This is a genomic window from Sphingomicrobium sp. XHP0239, assembly GCF_039555325.1.
GTDB classification, from domain to species: Bacteria; Pseudomonadota; Alphaproteobacteria; order Sphingomonadales; family Sphingomonadaceae; genus Sphingomicrobium; species Sphingomicrobium maritimum.
The window spans coordinates 2,204,243-2,224,354 of record NZ_CP154608.1 but is presented as its reverse complement, the minus strand read 5'-3'; the positions used below and the strand labels follow the sequence as shown (position 1 = coordinate 2,224,354).

The following is a 20,112-nucleotide window of genomic DNA, read 5'->3' as shown; positions in this document are numbered from 1 at the left end:
TCAGACATGATCGCATGATCGAGGCAGCCACCACTCTTCTAGGCGACATCTTCCGTCCCGGGCTGGCCATCCTGCTCGTGCTGCTGCCGCTGACCGTTCTCGAAATGAAGTTCGGGCGCGAGGACGTGTCGATGGCGACTCGCCTGAAGGGCCTTCCCTTCCAGTTCGTCCAGCTCGCCAGCTTCGTCATCGCGGGCAAGATCTTCGTCGATCTCTTCCAGAATCTGGGCATCGCGCCGGTCGTCGATCCCTTCGGGTTCGTCGGGGGCGCGGCGGTGGTCGTCGTCGTCCTGCTGTGGAAGGACTTCATCGCCTACTGGGCGCACCGCATCGCGCACAGCTACTATCTCTGGCCCTTTCACGCGCCGCACCATGCACCGCGCTACCTTTCAGCGATCAACAACCATAATCACTGGACCGCGCCGCTCTTCAACCTCGTGATCGTCGCCTTCCCGCTCGCGTTCGTGGAGCAGCCCGAAGCGGCGATCTGGTGGGTGCTGGCGCTGAAGAAGCTGCACGACGGCTTCACCCATTCCAACGTCACCTTCGACATGGGCCCGCTCAAATATCTCATCGTCGGACCCGGCTTCCACCGCGTCCATCACTCGATGGAAGAGGAGCATTTCGACAAGAATTTCAGCGCCATGTTCACCGTCTGGGACGTGCTGTTCGGCACCGTCTACTGGCACGATGCGAACTATCGCCCGCCCGTCGGCGTGGCCGATTTCCCCGAACCCCGGTTCGCCGACTGGTGGTTCGCGCCCTTCACCTATTGGTGGAACCGCCTGCCGGGCAAGCCGCTGCATCCTGCGGCAAAGGCGAGGGCGCAGGCTTCCGCGCGCGGCGATCTCTACGAATTTTCCGAAGAAGCAGTGGTGACGGTCGAACCGGCCTAGCCGGTCGGCAATTCCCGGAATGCCTTCAACCGTGCCTCGAACCGCGCCATCTCGGCGGGGGCCAGCACGGGGCGACGCACCATCTTCACGCCGTGCGGATCGATGGCCCTGCCGCTGCGCCGCACTTCGTAATGCAGGTGCGCACCGGTCGACAGGCCGGTCGAACCGACATAGCCGATAACCTGTCCCTGCACGACGCGCTGCCCCGGTGCGACCGCGATGTTCGACATGTGCGCATAGCGCGTCTCGAGCCCGTCGTCGTGGCCGAGCCGGACGATCTTGCCGTATCCGCCGCCCCAGCCCGCGCGGCTGACGACGCCGTCGGCCGCGGCCTGGATCGGCGTGCCGTGACCCGCCGCGAAATCGATTCCGGAATGCATCCGCGCGTAGCGCAGGATCGGGTGACGCCGCATCCCGAAGCTCGAGGAGATGCGCGCCGCGACCGGCCAGATCAGGCCCTCGGCCTTTCCGTCCAGAGCTGCCGCGTCGAGCCAGCGCGTCTTGCCGCCGCTGGCCCAGTTCATGAGCGTCACGTCATCACCGCCCTGCCGGTCGAGCGAGGCGTAGAGAAGGTCCCCCGCCACTTCCTCGCCGGCCGCGCTGCGCCGATGTTCGATGACGAGATCGAACAGGTCGTCGGGCGTCACGTCGCCCACGTCGACATTCTTCGAAATCGCCTTGAGATAATCCTGCGCCGCGCGGCTGCCGACCCCGGCGCCACGCATCGCCCAATAGAGCCCGCTCCCCGCGCGCCCCTTGATGCGCAGCGGCTTGGCCTCGACCGCGATCGGCTGGCGCTTGACCGCAAAGCCGTCCGCGCCCCGCGTCAATCCGACCATCAGGTCGAACCGCGCCTTCAGCCGCAGCGATTCGAGCGGCCGCGTCCCGTTGGCGCCCGCCTGACCCAGCCGGATGCTCACCCGCGTTCCCGCCGGCACGTTCTCGCCGCTCGCCGAGCGGACCGCCGCCGCCGCGACCTTGGCATCGCCGTGCGACACGCCCGCACGCGCCAGGCTCTTTTCCAGACCGCCGGCCTCGCCGACCGTCGCGACCAGTTCGCGGAACATGCGTTCGGGCACATGGGTCAGGCGCGACACGCTGTCGTCCGCGGCCATGCGCCGTCCCGAGGTCGCCCCGGTCGCAGCGCTCGATACGCCCGCCGCCGCCAGCTCGGCCGCGAAATCGGACCCGTCGGCGAGCGTCTCGCCGCCTGCCAGGGCGCGCGCCGCCGGCACCACGGCGATCGCCAGCGCCACGGCCGCGCCGCCCGCCAACACCCCCGTCCTGCTCTTCGCGAACTGCATCCGTCTTCCGCCCGTCCCGGTCTCGCGCGACTCTGTCGCGCCTCTCTTGTGCCTTGGATAGCGTAAAATGGTTAAAAAGGGTAAATGTCAGTGGGATGGCAGCCGCGTGGCGTCATCACGACACCCTTGCATCCCTGCTCGCGTGCCCTAACATCCATTCCATGACCCGCTCCGACAGCGGCATCGTCCGGGCCATCCTCGGGCCCACCAACACCGGCAAGACCCACTTGGCGATCGAGCGGATGTGCGCCCATTCCTCGGGCGTCATCGGCTTCCCGCTGCGTCTGCTCGCGCGCGAAGTCTACGACCGCGTGGTCAAGCTGAAGGGCGAGAAATCGGTCGCGCTCGTCACCGGTGAGGAGCGGATCGTGCCGCCGCAGGCGCGCTACGTCCTGTGCACAGCGGAATCGATGCCGATCCCGAATGCCGAAGCGCCGCCGGGCGATCCCGGCGACCTTCCCCGCGATTTCGCCTTCGCCGCCATCGACGAGGCGCAGCTGGGGATCGATCCCGAACGCGGCCATGTCTTCACCGACAGGATGCTCCACGCGCGCGGCCGCGAGGAAACGCTCATCCTCGGCTCCGAAACCCTGCGCCCGATCGTCCGCGAACTCCTGCCCGAAGCCGAGATCGTTACCCGTCCCCGCTTCTCGACCCTCTCCTACGGCGGCAGCTGCAAGCTCGCTCGCCTTCCCGCCCGCAGTGCCGTCGTCGCCTTCTCCGCCGAACAGGTCTACGCGCTCGCCGAGATGCTGCGCCGCTTCAAGGGCGGCGCCGCCGTCGTCATGGGCGCCCTCTCCCCCGCCACCCGCAACGCGCAGGTCGAGCTCTTCCAGCGCGGCGAAGTCGACTATCTGGTCGCCACCGACGCCATCGGCATGGGGCTCAATATGGACGTGAAGCATGTCGCCTTCGCGGGCCTCAGCAAGTTCGACGGTCGCCGCAGCCGCCGCCTCCATATCCCTGAAATGGCGCAGATCGCGGGTCGCGCGGGCCGTCACCAGACCGACGGGACCTTCGGCACCCTGTCATTGGGCGGAGAAGACGCGCCCGATTTCTCCGAAGAGGAAATCCACGCCATCGAGGGGCATCATTTCCGCCCGCTCGACAACATGTACTGGCGCAATGCCGACCTCGACTTCGACGATGTGCCGAGCCTGATCGCCAGCCTCGAGATCAAGCCCGACGAGGGGATGCTCCGCTCCGCGCCGCTGTCGATCGACCTCGCCGTGCTGAAACAGCTCGCCGAGGATCCCTCGATCTCGGGCCGCACGGGCGAATGCGTGCGGCGGCTCTGGTCCTGCTGCGGTCTCCCCGATTTCCGCAAAGTCGGCCCCCACCACCACGCCCGCATGGTCCGCCGCATCTACAGCTACATCGGCGAGGGCGGGCATATCAGCCAGGACTGGTTCAATGCGGAGGTCACTCGCCTCGACCGGGTGCAGGGCGATATCGAGACACTGGCCGACCGGCTCGCGGGAATCCGCAGCTGGGCCTATATCGCGCAGCGCAGCGACTGGCTCGCCAATCCCGCCCGATGGGCCGAACGCACGCGCGAGGTCGAGGCCCGCCTGTCCGACGCGCTCCACCTCGCCCTGACCCAGCGGTTCGTGGATCGGCGCACCAGCATGCTCGTCCGCGACATCGGGGCGAAAGGCGCCGATGCGCTGCCCGTGACCGTGTCGGCCGAGGGCGAGGTGATGGTCGGCCCCGAACCCATCGGTCATCTCGCGGGCTTCGATTTCATCGTCGATCCCACTGCCAAAGCGGGCGAGAAACGCCTCCTCCTCGCCGCCGCCGAACGCCGGTTGGGCGAGGAGCTCTCCCGCCGCGCGCAGGCGCTCATCGATGCGCCCGACACGGCCTTCGCGCTGATGGAGGACGGCGAGCGCATCGGGGTTGCGTGGGACGGCGTCATGCTCGCCAAGCTCGCGCCCGGCCGCTCGCTTACCGAACCCGCCGTCCGCACGGTCCGCGCGCTCGACCGCCTTTCCGCACCCCAACGTGCCGCGCTCCGTGCCCGGCTGGAGACATGGGTCGACCGACAGATCGAACGCCATCTCGGCCCACTCCGCCAGCTGGCCGAGGCCGCCACCGACGCCAAGATGCCCGGCGCCGTCCGCGCGCTCGCCGCCATGCTCGCCGATGCGGGCGGCGTCCTGCCGCGCAAGAGCCTTGCCAGCGCCATTTCCGGCCTCGACAAGCCGGACCGGTCGCAACTGCATAAGTTGCGCGTCCGCCTCGGGCCGCTCGACGTCTATATCGCGACGCTGCTGAAACCCGGCGCGCAGGAATGGCGCGGCGTCCTGTTCGCGGTCCGCGAAGGCAAACCGCTCCCCACGCTTCCCGTTGCGGGGGCCGCGCTACTCTCGGGCGATGTCGATCCCGCCGGTGCGCGGCTCGCCTTTCGCCGCGTGCGCGACAAATGGTTGCGCATCGACATGGCCGACCGCCTCGCCGCCCACGCCATGAAAGCCAAGGGCGCGGGGGGCGATCCGCTCGACGTGGCCCTCGCCACTTCGCTCGGCCTCGACGACAAGGATGTCGCCCGGCTGATGAACGATGTCGGCTTCGTTCCCGGCAAGGCGGGCTATGAATGGCGCGGCCGGGTCAAGAAGAAGCGCCGCCCCCCGCAGAAGCGACGCGCGCAGGCGCCCCGCCCGGGCAACGCCTTCGCCGATGCGCTCAAGGATCTGAAGCGCTGAACCCCGACGCGCTCCGGCTCGATACGCTGCTTTGCCGGCTTCGGCTGGTAAAGACCCGTGGTGCCGCCCAGCGTCTGGTGGCCGAAGGCCGCGTCCGGTGCGATCGCAAGCGCGTGACGAAATCCTCCTGCCCCGTCGGCCCCGGCGCGGTCCTCACCTTCCCCCTTCACGGCGAGGTGAGAGTGATCGAAATCCTGCAAATCCCGAGCCGTCGCGGCCCTCCGGCGGAGGCGCGCGCGCACTATCGCTCGCTTGATGAAAATGCGAACCAATCGCAGGAGAAACTTGTCGATTGACGACGCATTGAGCCCCCGTCTAGCCCGTCGCCAACACGTTCATTCTGGGGAGCCCACATGACCTACGTCGTCACCGACGCCTGCATCAAATGCAAATATATGACCTGCGTCGAGGTCTGCCCGGTCGACTGTTTCTACGAGGGCGAGAATATGCTCGTCATCAACCCCAACGAGTGCATCGACTGCGGCGTGTGCGAACCCGAATGCCCCGCCGAGGCGATCCTGCCCGACACCGAGGCCGGCCAGGAGAAGTTTCTCGAGATCAACGCCAAGTTCTCCGAGGAATGGCCCAACATCACGGTCGCCAAGGATCCCCCCGCCGACGCCGACGAGCACAAGGGCGAGGAAGACAAGTTCGAGAAATATTTCTCGCCCGAACCCGGTACCGGGGACTGATCGCGATCGGTTCGCCGGAACAACCGACCGCTTTGCCGCGCTTTGCCCCCGAACCAATCGGGGAATTCGCATGCGCCTGACACTCGCCATCATCGCCGCCGCCACGTTCGCCGCCGCGCCTGCCGCGGCGCAGGACGCGCCGTCGGTCGGCCCGCCGCCCGCGAACGACGGTATTCCCGAGGTCGGCGACACCATCACCATCGGCGCGGGGATCGTCTATCTGCCCGACTATGAAGGGTCGGACGACTATCGCTTCATCCCCGCCGCGGCCTTTCGCGCTGAATTCGGTGACATCCAGATCCAGTCCCGCGGACTCCGGCTGTACGCCGACGTGGTGCCCGATTCCGACACCGGGCTCGGGTTCACCGCGGGCCCGATCGCGGGCGTGCGCTTCGGCCGGGGCGGGAATATCGAGGATCCGCTCGTCGACCAGCTTCCCGAGAACGACACCGCGATCGAGCTGGGCGGGTTCGCGGGCCTCACCTACAAGGGTCTCACCAATCCTTACGACAGCCTCACTGCACGCGTCGACGTGACCCGCGACGTCGCGGGCGCCCACGACAGCTTCATCGTCACTTCTGCGATCGATTTTTCGACGCCACTGTCTTTGCGCAGCTTCGTGTCGCTGGGCGCCAGCATGGATGTGGTCGGCGACGGCTATGCGGACGCCTATTTCGACGTGCCCGACCTCGGCCCGACGTTCGCGCCTTCGCTCACCCCCTTCGATGCCGAGGGCGGCGTGAAGAGCTATTCGATCTCGCTGATCGGCGCCTATGCGCTCGGGCCCGACATCCGGCGGGGCTTCGCGGTCTTCGGTCTCGTCTCGCGATCGCAACTGCTCGGCGATTTCGCCGACAGTCCGATCGTGTCCGAGGCCGGATCCGCCGAACAGTGGGTCACCGGCCTCGGCATCGGCTACAGCTTCTAGGGCGCTATTCCGCCGCCGCCCGCGCGCTCGCGACAAGCTCTTCCAGTGCGGCCATATGCGCGGCAAAGGCTCGTCGTCCGCTGGCGGTGAAGGCCGCCCAGGTGCGTTGCCGCCCGCCGCTCGTGCGCTTCTTCAGCCCGACATAGCCCGCGTCCGACAGCGCCGAGAGATGCTTGCTCATCACCGAATCGCTGACCCCCGTCACCTCGCGCAGGGTCGCGAACTCGGCCTCGTCCACCCGCGCCAGAAACGCTGCGATCTGCAGCCGCGCGGGGGCGTGCAATGCGGGATCGATCGCCGCCTCAGCCATGCGTATCCTCCAGCAGTTCGCGCCGCCAGAGTTGCTGCCACCACAGGCTCGCGCCCGTGCAAACGAGCGCGACCGCCGCGCCGATCGCCAGGCCCTCGGGCCGCCATTCGAAGATCGGGCCGGTGAGGATCATGGCGACGAAACCGGCAAGCACCGCGACGACCGCGAGCAGGGTGGCGGGCCGCGCCGCTTCACACGACCAGCCGTTGACGAAGAAGCCGTCGCGATCCCGGTCGCCCTTCACGACCGCGAACAGGCCGCCCAGCGATGCCACGACCACGAACCCCGCCCACGGCTGCGGGATGGCCCAACTGGCCACGATCGCACCTTCGAAGAGGCCGAACATCGCGTGCCGCGAGAACGGCCACCCCCGTTCCGCCAACCAGCGATCGCTCGCCCGTACTGCCGCAAGAGCGGTATCCGCTTCCGTCCGTTCCATGTTCGCTTCCTTTCGACTTTCCATGATGGAAAGAGATAGCCTCGACTTTCCAATGTGGCAAGCGGAAACTTTCCGGGTTGGAAAGTCGTGATGACGGCGGGAAAACACGGAGGTCAGCTTTCGGAAAGCATTGATCCCCTATCAGGGGGCGAAACCGCCGTAAGAGAAAGTCCCGATCCATGCTGTCCGTCACCCTCCTCATCGCCGCCACCGCCGCGACGCAGCCCGCAGCCGCACCCGATGCTTCCCAGCAGCGTGCGCTCCGGATGGGGGACATGATGTTCGATCGTTCGGACGCCGATGGCGACGGGGAACTGACGCGCGCCGAAATGGCGAAGACGCTGCGCATGGCCAGCCTCGTCGTGCGCGACAAGGAATTGAACGAAGGAACGATGGACGAACGCATCGACGCGGTCCTCAAGGAGCAGGACCGCGACCGGAACGGCAAGCTGAGCCGCGCCGAGATGCGCCGCCTGATCCTCAGCCGCGTCGGCAAGTAGAGCGCGCCTCATCGAACGAAAAAGGCCGCCCTCCCGTGTCGGGAGTGGCGGCCTTTCTCTTGCGTGCCGTGCGGACGCCTATTCGAAGATGCTGTCCGGCAGCGTGACGCGGCTCGGCGGCACCGGGGCGCGGCGATCGCCGGTCATCAGATAGGTGTCGAACCAGCGCATCATGCGGAGATTGTAATCGTACTGCGCGGCTGCCTGACGGTTGCCATGCCCTTCGCCCGGGAACAGCACCATGCGGAGCGGCACCTCGGGCTTGCGCACCTTGATCGACCGATACAATTCGAAGCTCTGGCTCGGATCGACGCGCGTGTCTTCCTGGCCGTGCATGATGAGGATGGGCGTGTTCGCCTTGTCGACGTGATAGACCGGCGACACTTCGAGCAGGCCGATCCAGTCGTCCCACGGCCACTGGCGGCTGTGGACGTTGAACATCTCGTACGGAATGTCCGTCGTCCCGAATTTCGAGACCTGATTGGAAATGCCGACGAACATCACGCTCGCGGCATATTCGGCGCTGTCGTGGGTCGCGCCCCACGCGGAGGCATAGCCGCCGTAGCTGCCACCGGTGATCCCAGTGCGGTCGCCGTCGGCGATCCGGTCCGCGACCAGCGCACGTTTGGCATCGACGAGATCGGTGAACTCGGGGTCGGTGTAATTGCCCTGATGCTGCTTGGAGAAGGCGGTGCCGTAGGCGGTCGATCCGCGATAATTGGGCAGGAACACGGCGTAGCCCTTGCCCGCCGCGACTTGTCCGGGACCCGAATAGTTGGTGACCCAGCCATTGCTTTCGTGCGCTTCGGGGCCGCCGTGCACGTCGAGGATCAACGGCGCGGGGGTCCCGTCGGCAACCCCGATCGGCCGGATCAGCACGCCTTCGATCGTCTGCCCGTCGCGGGCGGTGTAGCGATAGGCGCTCTGCTCGCCGAACGTGATCTCGTCCAGCCACGGATTGCTGTCGGTCCAGCGGGTGAAGCGGCCGTCGGAAAAGCTGAAGAGTTCGCTCGGATGCTCGGGGCTGTTGGCGGTGACGACGATGCGGTTGCCCGCGGTCTGCACGCTGGTGAGGATCAGCCCGTCGCCGCTCGATTCGGACCGCACGCTCCCGTCGGCATTGTAGATGCGAAGGCTGCTGTTCACGCCCGTGTGGATGATCGCCGCGAGCCGACCGTTGTCGAGCCATGCGGCGTCGACCGCCGCTTCGGCCGCACCGGCATTGAGCGCGCGATAGTCACCGCTCGCCACATCGACGAGGTGCAGCGTGGTGTCGGCGGGATCGTTCTCGTCGACGCCCGCGATCATGCTCAACTGGCGGCTGTCGGGCGAAAACTCGACGTCGCCGACCTTGCCCGGCGTCTCGACGACCGCCGAAACCTGGCCGGAACGAAGATCGATGATGTTGATCCGCTTGGCGACATAGCTGTCGTCGACGTTGGGCGTCGGCGCGCTCGCGACCAGCGCGTACCGGGCGTTCTCGCTCACATCCAGTTCGCTGACGTAGCCTGGCACCGGAATCTCCACCGGCGCCATGTCCATCATGTCCCTGCCGACGTTGGCACGGAACACGCGGTTCAGTTCGGCTTCTTCCTCGTACACGATGGCATCGAAGCCCGCGTCCGCTTCGCGATCGCGCTGGGCGTCGGTTTCGCTCCCGACCAGCATCATCACCGTATTGTCCGAACCCCATACGAAGCTCGACACATTGGCATCCTCGACGCCCGCGATCTTGCGCATCGCGCCGCCGCCGACGGGGATCGCCCAGACCGCTGTGTCCTCTCCGCTCGCGCGGTGGGTGAACCCCAGCATCGAACCGTCGGGAGAGAAGGCCAGGCTGCCGGCGCTCACGCCCTCGGGAATATAGGTCACCGCCTCGCCCGGCGCGCTCGCGATCGCGATGCGACCGACGTAGCTGCCGTTCGCCTCGCCCGCCAGAATGTCGGGACGGCCACCCGTCGAATAGGCGACCCTGCCGTCATCCGACACCGCGATCGCGCCGACCGACTGGATCCGCGCCACGTCCTCGGGCGTCATCGGGCGGGCGAGCGCCGGGGTGGCGACGATCATCGCCGCGGCGGCGGCGGCGAGGCTCAGATGGAAAGGCTTCAACGAAATTCTCCTGACGAATGATGTTGCCGCGGCACCGTAACGAGCCGCGCGCGGGATCGGAAGGGTGCCCTCTAGGGCGTGTAGAGCGTCGGACTTCCCGGGCCCACTGGCAGGCCGAGAATGAAGGTCCAGAAGTAGAAGAACAGGCTCCACGCCACGAGGAAGAACATCGAATAGGGCAACATCATCGCGATCAGCGTGCCGACCCCCAGATCCTTCTGGTAGCGCGTCGCCCAGGCGAGGATCAGCCCGAAATAGCTCATCATCGGGGTAATGATGTTGGTCGTGCTGTCGCCGATCCGATAGGCCGCCTGGATCGCCTCGGGCGCATAGCCGATCAGCATCAGCATCGGCACGAAGATCGGCGCGGTCACCGCCCATTGCGCGCTCGCGCTGCCCAGCGACAGGTTGATCATCGCGCACAGCAGGATGAACAGGAAGAACACGCCCGGCCCCGTCATTCCGGTCTCGACGAGGAAGTTGGCCCCCGTCACCGCCGTGATCGCACCCAGGTTCGTCCAGCCGAAGAAGGCGACGAACTGCGCCGCGAAGAACACCAGCACGATATAGAGCCCGAGGCTCGACAGCGCCTTCGACATCGCGTCGATCACGTCGCGGTCGGACTTCATCGTCCCCGCCCCGCGGCCGTAGGCGTAGCCGATCACCACGAAGAACAGAAAGATCCACACCACGAAGCCGTCGAAGAAGGGGCTGTCCATCCGGTCCCCGTCCTCGGGGTTGCGCAAGAGAGCGCCTTCGGGCGCCAGCGTCAGCGCCATCAGGGCGAGCATGGCGAGGAAGGCGATCCCCGCCCACCTCAGGCCCTTCTTCTCGTTGGCGCTGATCGGCTCCATCATCGTGTCGTCGAGGATGTCGTCGTCCGCCGCCTTGCCGGTATCGTATTTCCCGAGCTGCGGTTCGACGATGTAGTAGCTCACCGCGCTGCCGATCGCGGTGATGAGGAACGTGGACGCGAACATGAAATACCAGTTGGCGGTCGCCAGCACGGTATAATCGCCGTCGATCAGCTGCGCGGCTTCCTCGGTGATGCCCGCCAGCAGAGGATCGACCGTCCCGATCAGCAGGTTCGCGCTATAGCCGCCCGACACGCCCGCGAACGCCGCCGCCATGCCCGCCAGCGGGTGGCGCCCCAGGGCATAATAGATCGCTCCGCCTAGCGGGATCAGCACGACGTAACCGACCTCGCTCGCGGTGTTGGAGATGATGCCCGCGAACACGATCGCGACCGTCACCAGCTTGGGCGGCGCGCCCAGCACGAGGCTGCGGACCGCCGCCGACAGCATGCCCGAATGTTCGGCCACGCCGACACCCAGCATCGCGACCAGCACCACGCCCAGCGGCGCGAAGCCCGTGAAATTGTCGACCAGTCCCGTGAAGATCCGCCGGATGCCGTCGCCGTCCATCAGGCTGACCGCGCGGATCATCCCGTCCTCCGCCACGCCGTTGGCGCCCGCGGGGCGCGGATCGACCACCGCCACCCCCATCGCCGCCAGGATCCCCGACAGGATCACGATTCCCAGCGCCAGCAGCGCGAACAGGGTCACCGGATGGGGAAGGAGATTTCCCAGCCACTCGACCCCGTCGAGAAAGCGGCTGAACGCATTCCGCTTGGCGCGTTCATGCTCGTGAGCGGGGATTGGGTTTTCGGACATTCGATGGCTCCGGGAAGAATTTCGGGGCACCCTACCGATGCGTCACGCAAAGGCAACGGATGCGCAGGTGCGCGACGACAGCCTCTTGCCAGCCGCCGCTCGCCCGCGCATCCTTTCGGCGACGTTTCGAACAGGGGATGAACCGATGAAGCCTTTCGCAGCCGCCGCCTTGCTTGTCAGCACCACCGCGCTCGCCGCCTGCGCCACGACGCCGATGGCCGCGCCCGTCGCCGCCGCGCCCGCGGCCGATCCCGCCGCCGAACGCGCCGCGCTCCACGATCTTTTCGAACGCTCCGATACCGCCAATCTGGCCCGCAACCCCGTCTCCGCCTTCGTTCGCGGCGACTATTCGCAAGCCGATCGCCTCGGCGACTTCTCGCCCGCATACTATCAGCGCGAACGCGCCGCCGCGGAGGCCAACCTCGCCGAACTTCGCGCGATCGACCGCAGCGTCCTGTCCGAGATCGACCAGCTCGCCTACGACACCTTCGAATATGCGCAGGAACGCGTGCTCGCGATGACCGCGCCCGACGTGCTGCCGACCGTGCTGGCCCTGCCCGTCGACCATTTCCAGGGCTTCCACGTCTTCTATCCGCGACTGTCGGCCCCGGGCGCGTTGCTGCCCTTCGACACCGCGCGGGACTATGCCAACAATGTCGCGCGCCATCGCAACGCGGCACAGATCGTCGCCCAGTCGATCGCCCGCATGCGCCAGGGGGTCCGCGACGACATCACGCTGCCGCGCCTGTCGGTCGAGATCATGATCGACCAGTTGGATACGATCCTCAACGCGCCCGACGAAGCCAATCCCTATTACGCTCCGCTCGCCGCCATCCCGCCCGAATTCTCCGAGGCCGAGGCGCGGCAGGCGCGCGAACAGCTGACCGACAGCGTCGCCAACACGCTGATGCCCGCGCTGCGCCGTTTCCGCGGTTTTCTCGCCGACGAATATCTGCCCGCCGCCCGGCCCAGCATCGCGGCCACCGCCACCCCGCAGGGCGAGCGTTATTACCAGTATCGTATCAAGGAAATGACCACGCTCGACCTGACCGCCGACGAAATCCACCGCACCGGCTTGGCCGAAGTCGCGCGCATCAACGCCGGCCTTGCCGAAGCGCGCGCCGAAGCCGAGGCGCGGGGCCTCACCGCCGAAACCTACGAGACCAAGGCCGAACTCCAGGAAGCATGGTACGAAACCGGCCGGATGGTCGATCCGCTGATGGACCGGCTGTTCCTGCGCCAGCCCCGGACGCCGCTCCATATCGAACCCTACGAACCCTATCGCGAAGCCTATAGTCTCGCCGCCAGCTACTTCCCCGGCCAGATCGACGGCAGCCGCCCCGGCACCTTCTACTTCTCGGGCTACAATGTCGCCGAACGCGAGCTCGGCACGTCGGTCTCGCTCTACATGCACGAAGGCAATCCGGGTCACCACTTCCAGATCATGTTCGCCTACGAGAACGAGGATCTGCCCAACTTCATGCGTTATGACGGCTACACCGCCTTCTCCGAAGGATGGGGCCTCTATGCCGAGCATCTCGGCACCGAGATCGGTCTCTATGACGATCCCATCGAGCGCGCGAAATATCTCGGCGGCGGCGAACTGCTCCGCGCGGTTCGCCTCGTCGTCGACACGGGCATGCATTCCAAGGGTTGGACCCGCGAACGCGCCATCGAATATATGGTGGAGAACGGCCAGCCGCGCGACTTCGCCGAGACCGAGACCGCGCGTTACATCGTGATGCCGGGACAGGCGCTCGCCTACAAGGTCGGCGAACTCAAGATCAAGGAACTGCGCGCCGAGGCAGAAGCCGCCTTGGGCGATGCCTTCGACGTCCGCCGCTTCCACGACCAGGTGCTGTCCTCGGGCAACATCCCGCTGCCGGTTCTCGAAGAGAAGATCGACGCCTGGGTCGCGGCGGGCGGCCGGTAAGGCTCGCCTTGCGGCGCAGCCGCGCCGCCCCTACAGTCGCCCGTATCCCCGGGGAGCCATGAAGGCTGAGAGGGCGGTTTGAGTCCGCCGACCCGTCGAACCTGATGCCCCTGACCGGGCCGTAGGGAGTGGAGCGCGGGTGTTTCGAGCCGTGTCCACTCCTGCAATTGGAGAAGACAGCATGGCCGACCGCGATCCCAACCTCCCCGCCAACGGTGCCGGCGACCAGCCCGCCAACGATCAGAGGGGGGGCGCGCTGGAAGTCACCACCGGCCCCATCCGCGGCTCGAAGAAGATTCACATCGAGGGCCCGAACGGCATCCGCGTCGCCATGCGCGAAGTCCATCTCGAGCCCTCATCGGCCGAACCCCCCGTCCCCGTCTACGACCCCTCGGGCCCCTACACCGATGAGAACGCCACCATCGACATCATGTCGGGCCTCCCCGAGCTCCGCCGCGACTGGATCCGCAATCGCGGCGACGTCGAAGAAAAAGCCCAGCGCCAGGTCAAGCCCGAGGACAACGGCCAACTGGGCCCCGACCGCTCGGGCGGCGTCGATCCCTTCCCCAATGTCCGCCGCCAGGTTCTGCGCGCCAAGCCCAGCCACAACGTCACCCAGATGCACTATGCCAGACAAGGCATCATCACCCCCGAGATGGAATATGTCGCCATCCGCGAAAATCTCGGCCGCGCCGAGGCGTTGGGTCGCCCCCGCGACGGCGAAAGCTTCGGCGCCAGCATCCCTGACCACATCACCCCCGAATTCGTCCGCGACGAAATCGCCCGCGGCCGCGCCATCATCCCCAACAATATCAACCACCCCGAGACCGAGCCGATGGCGATCGGCCGCAACTTCCTCGTCAAGATCAACGCCAACATCGGCAATAGCGCCGTCGCCTCCGATGTCGCGTCCGAGGTCGACAAGATGGTCTGGGCCACCCGCTGGGGCGCCGACACGGTCATGGACCTCTCCACCGGCCGCAACATCCACGACACGCGCGAATGGATCCTGCGCAATTCGCCCGTCCCCATCGGCACCGTTCCCATCTACCAGGCGCTGGAAAAAGTCGGCGGCATCGCCGAGAACCTCACCTGGGAAATCTTCGCCGACACGCTCATCGAACAGGCCGAGCAGGGCGTCGACTATTTCACCATCCACGCGGGCGTCCGCCTCCCCTACGTCCCCATGACCGCCAGGCGCGTCACCGGCATCGTCAGCCGCGGCGGCAGCATCATGGCCAAATGGTGCCTCGCCCACCACGAGGAGAGCTTCCTCTACACCCGCTTCGAGGAAATCTGCGAGATCATGAAGGCCTATGACGTCGCCTTCAGCCTCGGCGATGGCCTGCGCCCCGGCTCCATCGCCGACGCCAACGACGAGGCCCAGTTCGCCGAGCTCTACACGCTGGGCAAACTCACCAAGATCGCGTGGGAGCACGACTGCCAGGTCATGATCGAGGGCCCCGGCCACGTGCCGATGCACAAGATCCGCGAGAATATGACCAAGCAGCTGGAAGCCTGCGGCGAAGCCCCCTTCTACACGCTGGGCCCGCTCACCACCGACATCGCCCCCGGCTACGACCACATCACGTCCGCGATCGGCGCCGCGCAGATCGGCTGGTACGGCACCGCGATGCTCTGCTACGTCACGCCCAAGGAGCATCTCGGCCTCCCCGACCGTGACGACGTCAAGGTCGGCGTCGTCACCTACAAGCTCGCCGCCCACGCCGCCGACCTCGCCAAGGGCCACCCCGCCGCGCAGGTTCGCGACGACGCGCTATCGAAGGCCCGCTTCGAATTCCGCTGGCGCGACCAGTTCAACCTGAGCTTGGACCCCGACACCGCCGAGCAATATCACGACCAGACCCTCCCGGCCGAAGGCGCCAAGACCGCCCACTTCTGCTCGATGTGCGGCCCGAAATTCTGCTCGATGAAGATCACGCAGGAAGTGCGCGAGTTCGCCGCGAAGCAGGAAGGCGAAAGCTACCTCAAGTCCCACGACATCAAGCGCGAGACGGATGCTGCCGAAGCGGCGGAGAACCGCGAGGGGATGGAGGAGATGAGCCGCGTCTATGAGGCCACCGGCCGCGAACTCTACATGGGACAAGGAGAACGAGAACATGACTGACGGCAAGGTAAAAGGCCCCGCCTCCTACTTTCCCTCGATCGAGGCGAAGTACGGAAAGCCCATCGCAGAATGGCAAGATCTCATCCGCGCCCGCTTGCCTGCCAAGCACATGGAACTCGTCGCCTTCCTGAAGGAAGAGCATGGCATGGGCCATGGACATGCTAACGCGCTGGTGGCGGCAACGTTGGCGGAAAAGCGATAGTCGACAACCCTAGCCTCGACCCCGACACCGCCGAGCAATATCACGACCAGACGCTCTCGGCCGAAGGCGCCAAGACTGCCCACTTCTGCTCGATGTGCGGGCCGAAGTTCTGCTCGATGAAGATCACGCAGGAGGTGCGCGAGTTTGCCGCGAAGCAGGAAGGCGAAAGCTATCTCAAGTCCCACGACATCAAGCGCGAGACCGACGCCGCCGAAGCGGCGGAGAACCGCGAGGGGATGGAGGAGATGAGTGAATTGTACCGGGCGAAGGGGGAGAAATTGTATTTGGAGGGAGAGTAGGTAATGGCCAAAGCGGTTACCATCCCTTTCACCGACCATGATCGCGACTTTCTAGGCCCCGCATCTGAAACTGAACCCATGATTGAGTACATCAATCGGTCGGGTCGCGAAGGTGCAAAAACGGCTCGGGAAACAATCAATAAGTGGATCGGCGAAATACCAGAGCCCAAGTTTCGCGACCTTATCTCAAGCTTACAGAGCACTGATGACGCAACTCATCTCTCAGCCTTCTTCGAACTCTTTCTCTATCAGTTTTTTCAGCGAACTGGCTGCCGCGTCTTATCTTATGAAGAATCAATTGACGGTATCGAGGGAACTCCCGATTTTCTTATAGAAAATCCTACCGATGGCTTGATGGTGGTGGAAGCAATAAGTCCCTCACTTAAAAGTCAGAAGCAAAAAGCTATCGATAACCTTGAGAAAGAAGTGAAGTCCGCTATAAATTCTATTAAGTGCCCAAACCACTACCTACTGTTGGAGCCCATAAAAGTACCGCATAGATCGTTCCCAAAAAAGCCACTCATCGATGCCATCCAAAATTGGATCGATGGTGATCCGGAAACCGGAGAATTCATAGAATGCTCGGACGGTGGGCTCTATGTTAAACTGGAGGCTATCAGGTGCAAGCCCAGAGATGTTGAAGCGATCAACTATAGAGCAGTGGGTGTCGAGCATTTTGGTGTCACAATGTCGACCCCAGGGGACGATATGAAATCTGCCACCGAGAAAAAGGCAAAGAAATATAGGGATACGCCGTTTCCTTATATCATCGCAGTAAATGCGCGCGGTTTCCATGACACAGAGGACGATTACATCAGCGCGTTATACGGGACGCTGGCGGCACGTTACTTTATTGGTGAAGGCGCGCCTGAACCGGAAATGATCCGGCAAACTGACGGTCTATTTAATGACGGGGGAAATGTCCGAAAAAGCCATGTGTCCGGGGTGCTGTTCTTTAATGGTATTGCGCCATGGGATTGGCAGAAGAGCCGAGCGTGTATGATTCATAATGCTTTTGCTGACCGAAAGATATTTTCAGTCGATTTTCAGTCAGACTGCTTTGCTCCAGTCAGCTTAAATGAGCTGCAAAAATGGGGTGGAAAGTCAGTAGACGAAATTTTTTCGACTTAATGATAAGACGACACGCACGAGCTTTCGATGTCGCTTCGCTCCGCTTTCGTTTCGCGCGGCGCAAAGCGCTGTCCTACACACCTTTTTTCTGAAATATCATCGGGGATGAAGCCCACGCATCTCCTCGATCCCGCCGCCGACGCGTCCGAATGGGACGACGTCGCGCCCGTTCCCACCCGCGCCCGCCACGATGGCTGGACGCCCACACGCCAGAAGAACTTTCTCGTCGCGCTCGCCGAATGCGGGGTGGTGAGCGAGGCGTGCGCGCGCGTCGGCATGAGCCCGCGCGCCGCTTATGCGCTCCGCCGCCGTCCCGATGCCGACCATTTCCGCCGCGCGTGGGACGCCGCGTTGGACTATGCCGTCCGCCGCCTCTCCGACGCCGCCTTCTCGCGCGCCCTCAACGGCGTCACCCGCCCCGTTTTCTACCAAGGCGAACAGGTCGGCGAGCGGACCTTTTACGATGAACGTCTCACCATGTTCGTCCTGCGCTACCGCGACCCCATGCGCTACGGCAAATGGCTCGACGCCATGGCCGCGATCCAGCCCGAGGACGGCGCCGCCGCGCTTGCCGAAATCCTCGCCCTGCGGGCCGAACGCGATGCCCACGCCGCCGAGGTCGACGAACCCGCGCCCGTGCACCCGCCGCTCGCCACCCGCCGCCTCCCCGACCACGTGGCCCCGCCGCCCGAAAAGGGCGAGAGCATGGCCGACCTGCAGCGACGGTGGGAGGCGGAGGAGGCGGCCGCCCGCGATCCCGCTTCCGACACGCCGTTCGAAGAGGCGATCCGCTCGCTGGGCGACTGGGCCGAGGATCCCGATACGGACGGGACGTAGCGTGACCTTCGTGAACTTCCGCCGCCCGCCGCGCGTCTCTTCTCCACATGGGTCGCTCGCCCCTCGAGCGACCGCGTATCAGGAGACAAGAGCCATGGATTTCCAGTTCAACACCGACAACAATATCGACGGCACGCAAGAGGTCGCCGACAGCATCGAGGCAGGGCTCCGCTCCACCCTGTCGCGCCACGTCGACCAGCTCACCCGCCTCATCGTCCACGTGCGCGAGGAAACCGACGACCGCTACACCGCCACCGTGGAAGCCCGCATCGAGGGCCAGCAGCCGCAGGCCGTCACCGCCGACGGCGGCAGTGTCGAGGGCGTCGTGATGGAAGCGGGCGACAAGATGCAGCGCCTGCTCACCAGCCACTTCGGCAAATTGGAACGCCGCCAGGCCGAACCCGACACGATCGGCTAGGCAGCCTTCCGCACGCGACCGGCGGGGTCGGGATAGCCCGACCCCCTCGGTCCCTGCGCAAGGCCGCGATCGCCTCGGCCGCCGTCATGACCCGCAACGAAAATGGGCGGCCAGCGCCGCCCATCCTCTTGTCTTGATTGCGAGAAAACTACGCAGTTTCGCTTTCTTTCGCGTCGAGGTTCACCGATCGTTCGGCGAGGTCGCTCATGTTTTCGTCGGCCTGATACGTGTCGGCGGTCAGCTGGTCGAGCTTGGTGACATGGTCCTTCTTGCCGAGCGCTTCGGCAAAGGCCTTTGCGGTACCGAACCCGCAGATGCCGTAATGGCACATGCGCTGATATTGCGCGATAATGACCACGTCGCGAACGTCGCCATCCGAAATATCGGCGTCGATCGCATGCTTTTTCGCCTCGCTGACGAGGCCTTCCATTCCCTTACAATGCTCCTTTTCACTGATCCCGCAGTCGTCGAGCAGCGACTTGATCGTCTCGGTATGTTTCGCGATCCCGTCCGCCGATTTCTCCAGCCGTGACTTGAGCTTGGAATCGCTCGTTTTGCCGGCCATTTTGCGGACGCATTTCTCCATCTGCTCCTTGGCAGACCAATTGTCCTGCAATTCGTGGGTGTAGCAATCGTTTAAGTTCTTGGGGGCAGACATGTTCTCTCTCCTGTAATGTCACGCGACCGACCGCCGGGAGATGTCGATCGTTCCGCTTCCGCTGCTGAAGCGTGCTGCCAAAACGATCGTGCGAACCGCAACTGGCGTTAATCGCTGGATCGGGCGGCGAGCTTGTGCTAACGAACAAGTGCTGACGTCGAACTTTGCGACGGACTTCGAGATTTGCCTGCCGCCCGATGCGCCCTGCGCCGACGGCGTTAAAACAGACCGCGACTTCCCTTCAAACGACACGAACACGCATCCTCGGCGCCGCATCTCCGCGGCCCGGGCAACTCTCGTTCTTTGAAAGGAACATCTCATGGCCAACACCGGCACCGTAAAATTCTTCAACCACGACAAGGGTTATGGCTTCATCACGCCCGAAAGTGGCGGCGGCGATGCCTTCGTCCACATCACGGCCGTCCAGGCCGCGGGGCTCGACAGCCTGCGCGAAGGCGATCGGGTGAACTATGAACTCGAAACCGGCCGTAACGGCAAGGAAAGCGCCACGAACCTGTCGATGGCAGACTAGCACTTTCCGTCATCGAGATGGCGCTTGCGCCGGTTCGCTCCCGCCCCGATACTCGCGGGCATGAGCGATCCACGCGCAAGCGCCATCCTCGAAGACCGCCGGCATCGCCGCCGCCTGCCCGTGGTGGGCTTGTGGTGTACCGGCTTCTATATTGTGGGCCTGATCCTCTATCTGTGGATCCAAGGCCAAAATCCCGCCGATCTTGCGCTCAACGAACTGGGCGACTTCCTCGGCGGCGTCTCGAGCCCCCTCGCTTTTCTGTGGCTGGTGCTCGGCTTCTTCCAGCAAAGCCGCGAGATTCGACTGTCGAGCCAGGCGCTGCACCTTCAGGCCGCAGAAATGCGCGAGGAGCGGGCGGCCATGCGCGACGACGCGAAACGACACGGCTGACGGGTCCGATTGCAACGCCGCCGCG

Annotated in this window: 19 protein-coding genes and 2 pseudogenes; 15 read left to right on the top strand and 6 right to left on the bottom strand. The window is 65.1% G+C overall.

The genetic code is table 11. The features are described 5' to 3' along the window. The first annotated feature begins 14 nt into the window (after nt 1–14). On the top strand, nt 15–896 hold the full coding sequence (locus WJT74_RS11275) for a sterol desaturase family protein (protein ID WP_343344925.1): 882 nt from the start codon (nt 15–17) through the stop codon (nt 894–896). Here the strand turns inward: WJT74_RS11275 and WJT74_RS11270 are convergent. Beyond that, complete coding sequence (locus WJT74_RS11270; RefSeq protein ID WP_343344923.1) at nt 893–2,200, bottom strand: M23 family metallopeptidase; 1,308 nt, start codon at nt 2,198–2,200, stop codon at nt 893–895. The genes WJT74_RS11275 and WJT74_RS11270 overlap by 4 nt on opposite strands. A 161-nt stretch (nt 2,201–2,361) precedes the next feature. On the opposite strand from WJT74_RS11270, the gene WJT74_RS11265 reads away from it, so the two are divergent. The 4 genes and pseudogenes from WJT74_RS11265 (at nt 2,362) to WJT74_RS11250 (ending at nt 6,525) form a co-directional block, all read left to right on the top strand. Beyond that, nucleotides 2,362–4,905: a helicase-related protein gene (locus WJT74_RS11265; protein ID WP_343344921.1), complete on the top strand. Its 2,544-nt coding sequence runs from the start codon at nt 2,362–2,364 to the stop codon at nt 4,903–4,905. Further along, nucleotides 4,797–5,045 (top strand): annotated as a pseudogene (locus WJT74_RS11260) (S4 domain-containing protein); the annotation flags it as partial. The gene WJT74_RS11265 and the pseudogene WJT74_RS11260, both read left to right, overlap by 109 nt. A 213-nt stretch (nt 5,046–5,258) precedes the next feature. After that, complete coding sequence (gene fdxA / locus WJT74_RS11255; RefSeq protein WP_343344919.1) at nt 5,259–5,597, top strand: ferredoxin FdxA; 339 nt, start codon at nt 5,259–5,261, stop codon at nt 5,595–5,597. A gap of 70 nt (nt 5,598–5,667) precedes the next feature. Then, the gene (locus WJT74_RS11250; protein ID WP_343344917.1) at nt 5,668–6,525 is read left to right on the top strand and encodes a MipA/OmpV family protein; all 858 of its coding nucleotides are present in this window, start codon (nt 5,668–5,670) and stop codon (nt 6,523–6,525) included. Nucleotides 6,526–6,529: 4 nt separating this feature from the next. Here the strand turns inward: WJT74_RS11250 and WJT74_RS11245 are convergent, their stop codons facing one another. Then, nucleotides 6,530–6,835 carry a transcriptional regulator gene (locus tag WJT74_RS11245; RefSeq protein ID WP_343344915.1) on the bottom strand — a complete coding sequence of 102 codons (306 nt, stop codon included), beginning with the start codon at nt 6,833–6,835 and terminating at the stop codon, nt 6,530–6,532. Next, nucleotides 6,828–7,274 carry a hypothetical protein gene (locus WJT74_RS11240; protein WP_343344912.1) on the bottom strand — a complete coding sequence of 149 codons (447 nt, stop codon included), beginning with the start codon at nt 7,272–7,274 and terminating at the stop codon, nt 6,828–6,830. The genes WJT74_RS11245 and WJT74_RS11240 overlap by 8 nt, the downstream gene beginning before the upstream one ends. 179 nt (nt 7,275–7,453) lie before the next feature. Here WJT74_RS11240 and WJT74_RS11235 point away from each other — a divergent pair, with 179 nt between their 5' ends. After that, on the top strand, nt 7,454–7,774 hold the full coding sequence (locus WJT74_RS11235) for an EF-hand domain-containing protein (protein ID WP_343344910.1): 321 nt from the start codon (nt 7,454–7,456) through the stop codon (nt 7,772–7,774). 78 nt (nt 7,775–7,852) lie between these two features. Here WJT74_RS11235 and WJT74_RS11230 read toward each other — a convergent pair whose 3' ends face one another. Beyond that, nucleotides 7,853–9,886: a S9 family peptidase gene (locus tag WJT74_RS11230; protein WP_343344907.1), complete on the bottom strand. Its 2,034-nt coding sequence runs from the start codon at nt 9,884–9,886 to the stop codon at nt 7,853–7,855. A gap of 71 nt (nt 9,887–9,957) precedes the next feature. Next, entirely contained in the window at nt 9,958–11,559 is a 1,602-nt protein-coding gene (locus tag WJT74_RS11225; protein ID WP_343344905.1) for an AbgT family transporter, read from the bottom strand. 145 nt (nt 11,560–11,704) lie between these two features. On the opposite strand from WJT74_RS11225, the gene WJT74_RS11220 reads away from it, so the two are divergent. The 7 genes and pseudogenes from WJT74_RS11220 (at nt 11,705) to WJT74_RS11190 (ending at nt 18,507) form a co-directional block, all read left to right on the top strand. Further along, nucleotides 11,705–13,492, top strand: a complete 1,788-nt coding sequence (locus tag WJT74_RS11220; RefSeq protein WP_343344903.1) for a DUF885 domain-containing protein — start codon at nt 11,705–11,707, stop codon at nt 13,490–13,492. Between the two features lie 181 nt (nt 13,493–13,673). Next, nucleotides 13,674–15,620: a phosphomethylpyrimidine synthase ThiC gene (gene thiC / locus WJT74_RS11215; RefSeq protein ID WP_343344901.1), complete on the top strand. Its 1,947-nt coding sequence runs from the start codon at nt 13,674–13,676 to the stop codon at nt 15,618–15,620. Continuing rightward, nucleotides 15,613–15,822 carry a DUF4287 domain-containing protein gene (locus tag WJT74_RS11210; protein WP_343344899.1) on the top strand — a complete coding sequence of 70 codons (210 nt, stop codon included), beginning with the start codon at nt 15,613–15,615 and terminating at the stop codon, nt 15,820–15,822. Before thiC ends, WJT74_RS11210 begins: the two co-directional genes overlap by 8 nt. Before the next feature lie 5 nt (nt 15,823–15,827). Next, a pseudogene (locus WJT74_RS11205) lies at nt 15,828–16,121 on the top strand (phosphomethylpyrimidine synthase ThiC); the annotation flags it as partial. A gap of 3 nt (nt 16,122–16,124) precedes the next feature. Beyond that, nucleotides 16,125–17,252, top strand: a complete 1,128-nt coding sequence (locus WJT74_RS11200) for a hypothetical protein (protein ID WP_343344897.1) — start codon at nt 16,125–16,127, stop codon at nt 17,250–17,252. Between the two features lie 105 nt (nt 17,253–17,357). Continuing rightward, nucleotides 17,358–18,089, top strand: coding sequence for a hypothetical protein (locus WJT74_RS11195; protein WP_343344895.1), 732 nt, complete (start codon nt 17,358–17,360; stop codon nt 18,087–18,089). Between the two features lie 94 nt (nt 18,090–18,183). Beyond that, nucleotides 18,184–18,507 (top strand): HPF/RaiA family ribosome-associated protein, encoded by a 324-nt coding sequence (locus WJT74_RS11190; protein ID WP_343344892.1) that lies wholly within the window; start codon nt 18,184–18,186, stop codon nt 18,505–18,507. Between the two features lie 148 nt (nt 18,508–18,655). Here WJT74_RS11190 and WJT74_RS11185 read toward each other — a convergent pair whose 3' ends face one another. Continuing rightward, the gene (locus WJT74_RS11185; protein WP_343344889.1) at nt 18,656–19,165 is read right to left on the bottom strand and encodes a ferritin-like domain-containing protein; all 510 of its coding nucleotides are present in this window, start codon (nt 19,163–19,165) and stop codon (nt 18,656–18,658) included. 319 nt (nt 19,166–19,484) lie between these two features. Here WJT74_RS11185 and WJT74_RS11180 point away from each other — a divergent pair, with 319 nt between their 5' ends. Beyond that, nucleotides 19,485–19,697 carry a cold-shock protein gene (locus tag WJT74_RS11180; protein WP_343344886.1) on the top strand — a complete coding sequence of 71 codons (213 nt, stop codon included), beginning with the start codon at nt 19,485–19,487 and terminating at the stop codon, nt 19,695–19,697. Nucleotides 19,698–19,721: 24 nt separating this feature from the next. Next, nucleotides 19,722–20,087, top strand: coding sequence for a hypothetical protein (locus tag WJT74_RS11175; RefSeq protein WP_343344884.1), 366 nt, complete (start codon nt 19,722–19,724; stop codon nt 20,085–20,087). Nucleotides 20,088–20,112: the final 25 nt, after the last annotated feature.

Coding starts and splice junctions, on each gene's coding strand:
- WJT74_RS11180 (WP_343344886.1), top strand. CDS start 19,485: ATGGCCAACACCGGCACCGTAAAATTCTTCAACCACGACAAGGGTTAT.
- WJT74_RS11250 (WP_343344917.1), top strand. CDS start 5,668: ATGCGCCTGACACTCGCCATCATCGCCGCCGCCACGTTCGCCGCCGCG.
- WJT74_RS11270 (WP_343344923.1), bottom strand. CDS start 2,200: ATGCAGTTCGCGAAGAGCAGGACGGGGGTGTTGGCGGGCGGCGCGGCC.
- WJT74_RS11190 (WP_343344892.1), top strand. CDS start 18,184: ATGGATTTCCAGTTCAACACCGACAACAATATCGACGGCACGCAAGAG.
- WJT74_RS11265 (WP_343344921.1), top strand. CDS start 2,362: ATGACCCGCTCCGACAGCGGCATCGTCCGGGCCATCCTCGGGCCCACC.
- WJT74_RS11240 (WP_343344912.1), bottom strand. CDS start 7,274: ATGGAACGGACGGAAGCGGATACCGCTCTTGCGGCAGTACGGGCGAGC.
- thiC (WP_343344901.1), top strand. CDS start 13,674: ATGGCCGACCGCGATCCCAACCTCCCCGCCAACGGTGCCGGCGACCAG.
- WJT74_RS11220 (WP_343344903.1), top strand. CDS start 11,705: ATGAAGCCTTTCGCAGCCGCCGCCTTGCTTGTCAGCACCACCGCGCTC.
- WJT74_RS11275 (WP_343344925.1), top strand. CDS start 15: ATGATCGAGGCAGCCACCACTCTTCTAGGCGACATCTTCCGTCCCGGG.
- WJT74_RS11195 (WP_343344895.1), top strand. CDS start 17,358: ATGAAGCCCACGCATCTCCTCGATCCCGCCGCCGACGCGTCCGAATGG.
- WJT74_RS11185 (WP_343344889.1), bottom strand. CDS start 19,165: ATGTCTGCCCCCAAGAACTTAAACGATTGCTACACCCACGAATTGCAG.
- fdxA (WP_343344919.1), top strand. CDS start 5,259: ATGACCTACGTCGTCACCGACGCCTGCATCAAATGCAAATATATGACC.
- WJT74_RS11245 (WP_343344915.1), bottom strand. CDS start 6,835: ATGGCTGAGGCGGCGATCGATCCCGCATTGCACGCCCCCGCGCGGCTG.
- WJT74_RS11225 (WP_343344905.1), bottom strand. CDS start 11,559: ATGTCCGAAAACCCAATCCCCGCTCACGAGCATGAACGCGCCAAGCGG.
- WJT74_RS11210 (WP_343344899.1), top strand. CDS start 15,613: ATGACTGACGGCAAGGTAAAAGGCCCCGCCTCCTACTTTCCCTCGATC.
- WJT74_RS11235 (WP_343344910.1), top strand. CDS start 7,454: ATGCTGTCCGTCACCCTCCTCATCGCCGCCACCGCCGCGACGCAGCCC.
- WJT74_RS11200 (WP_343344897.1), top strand. CDS start 16,125: ATGGCCAAAGCGGTTACCATCCCTTTCACCGACCATGATCGCGACTTT.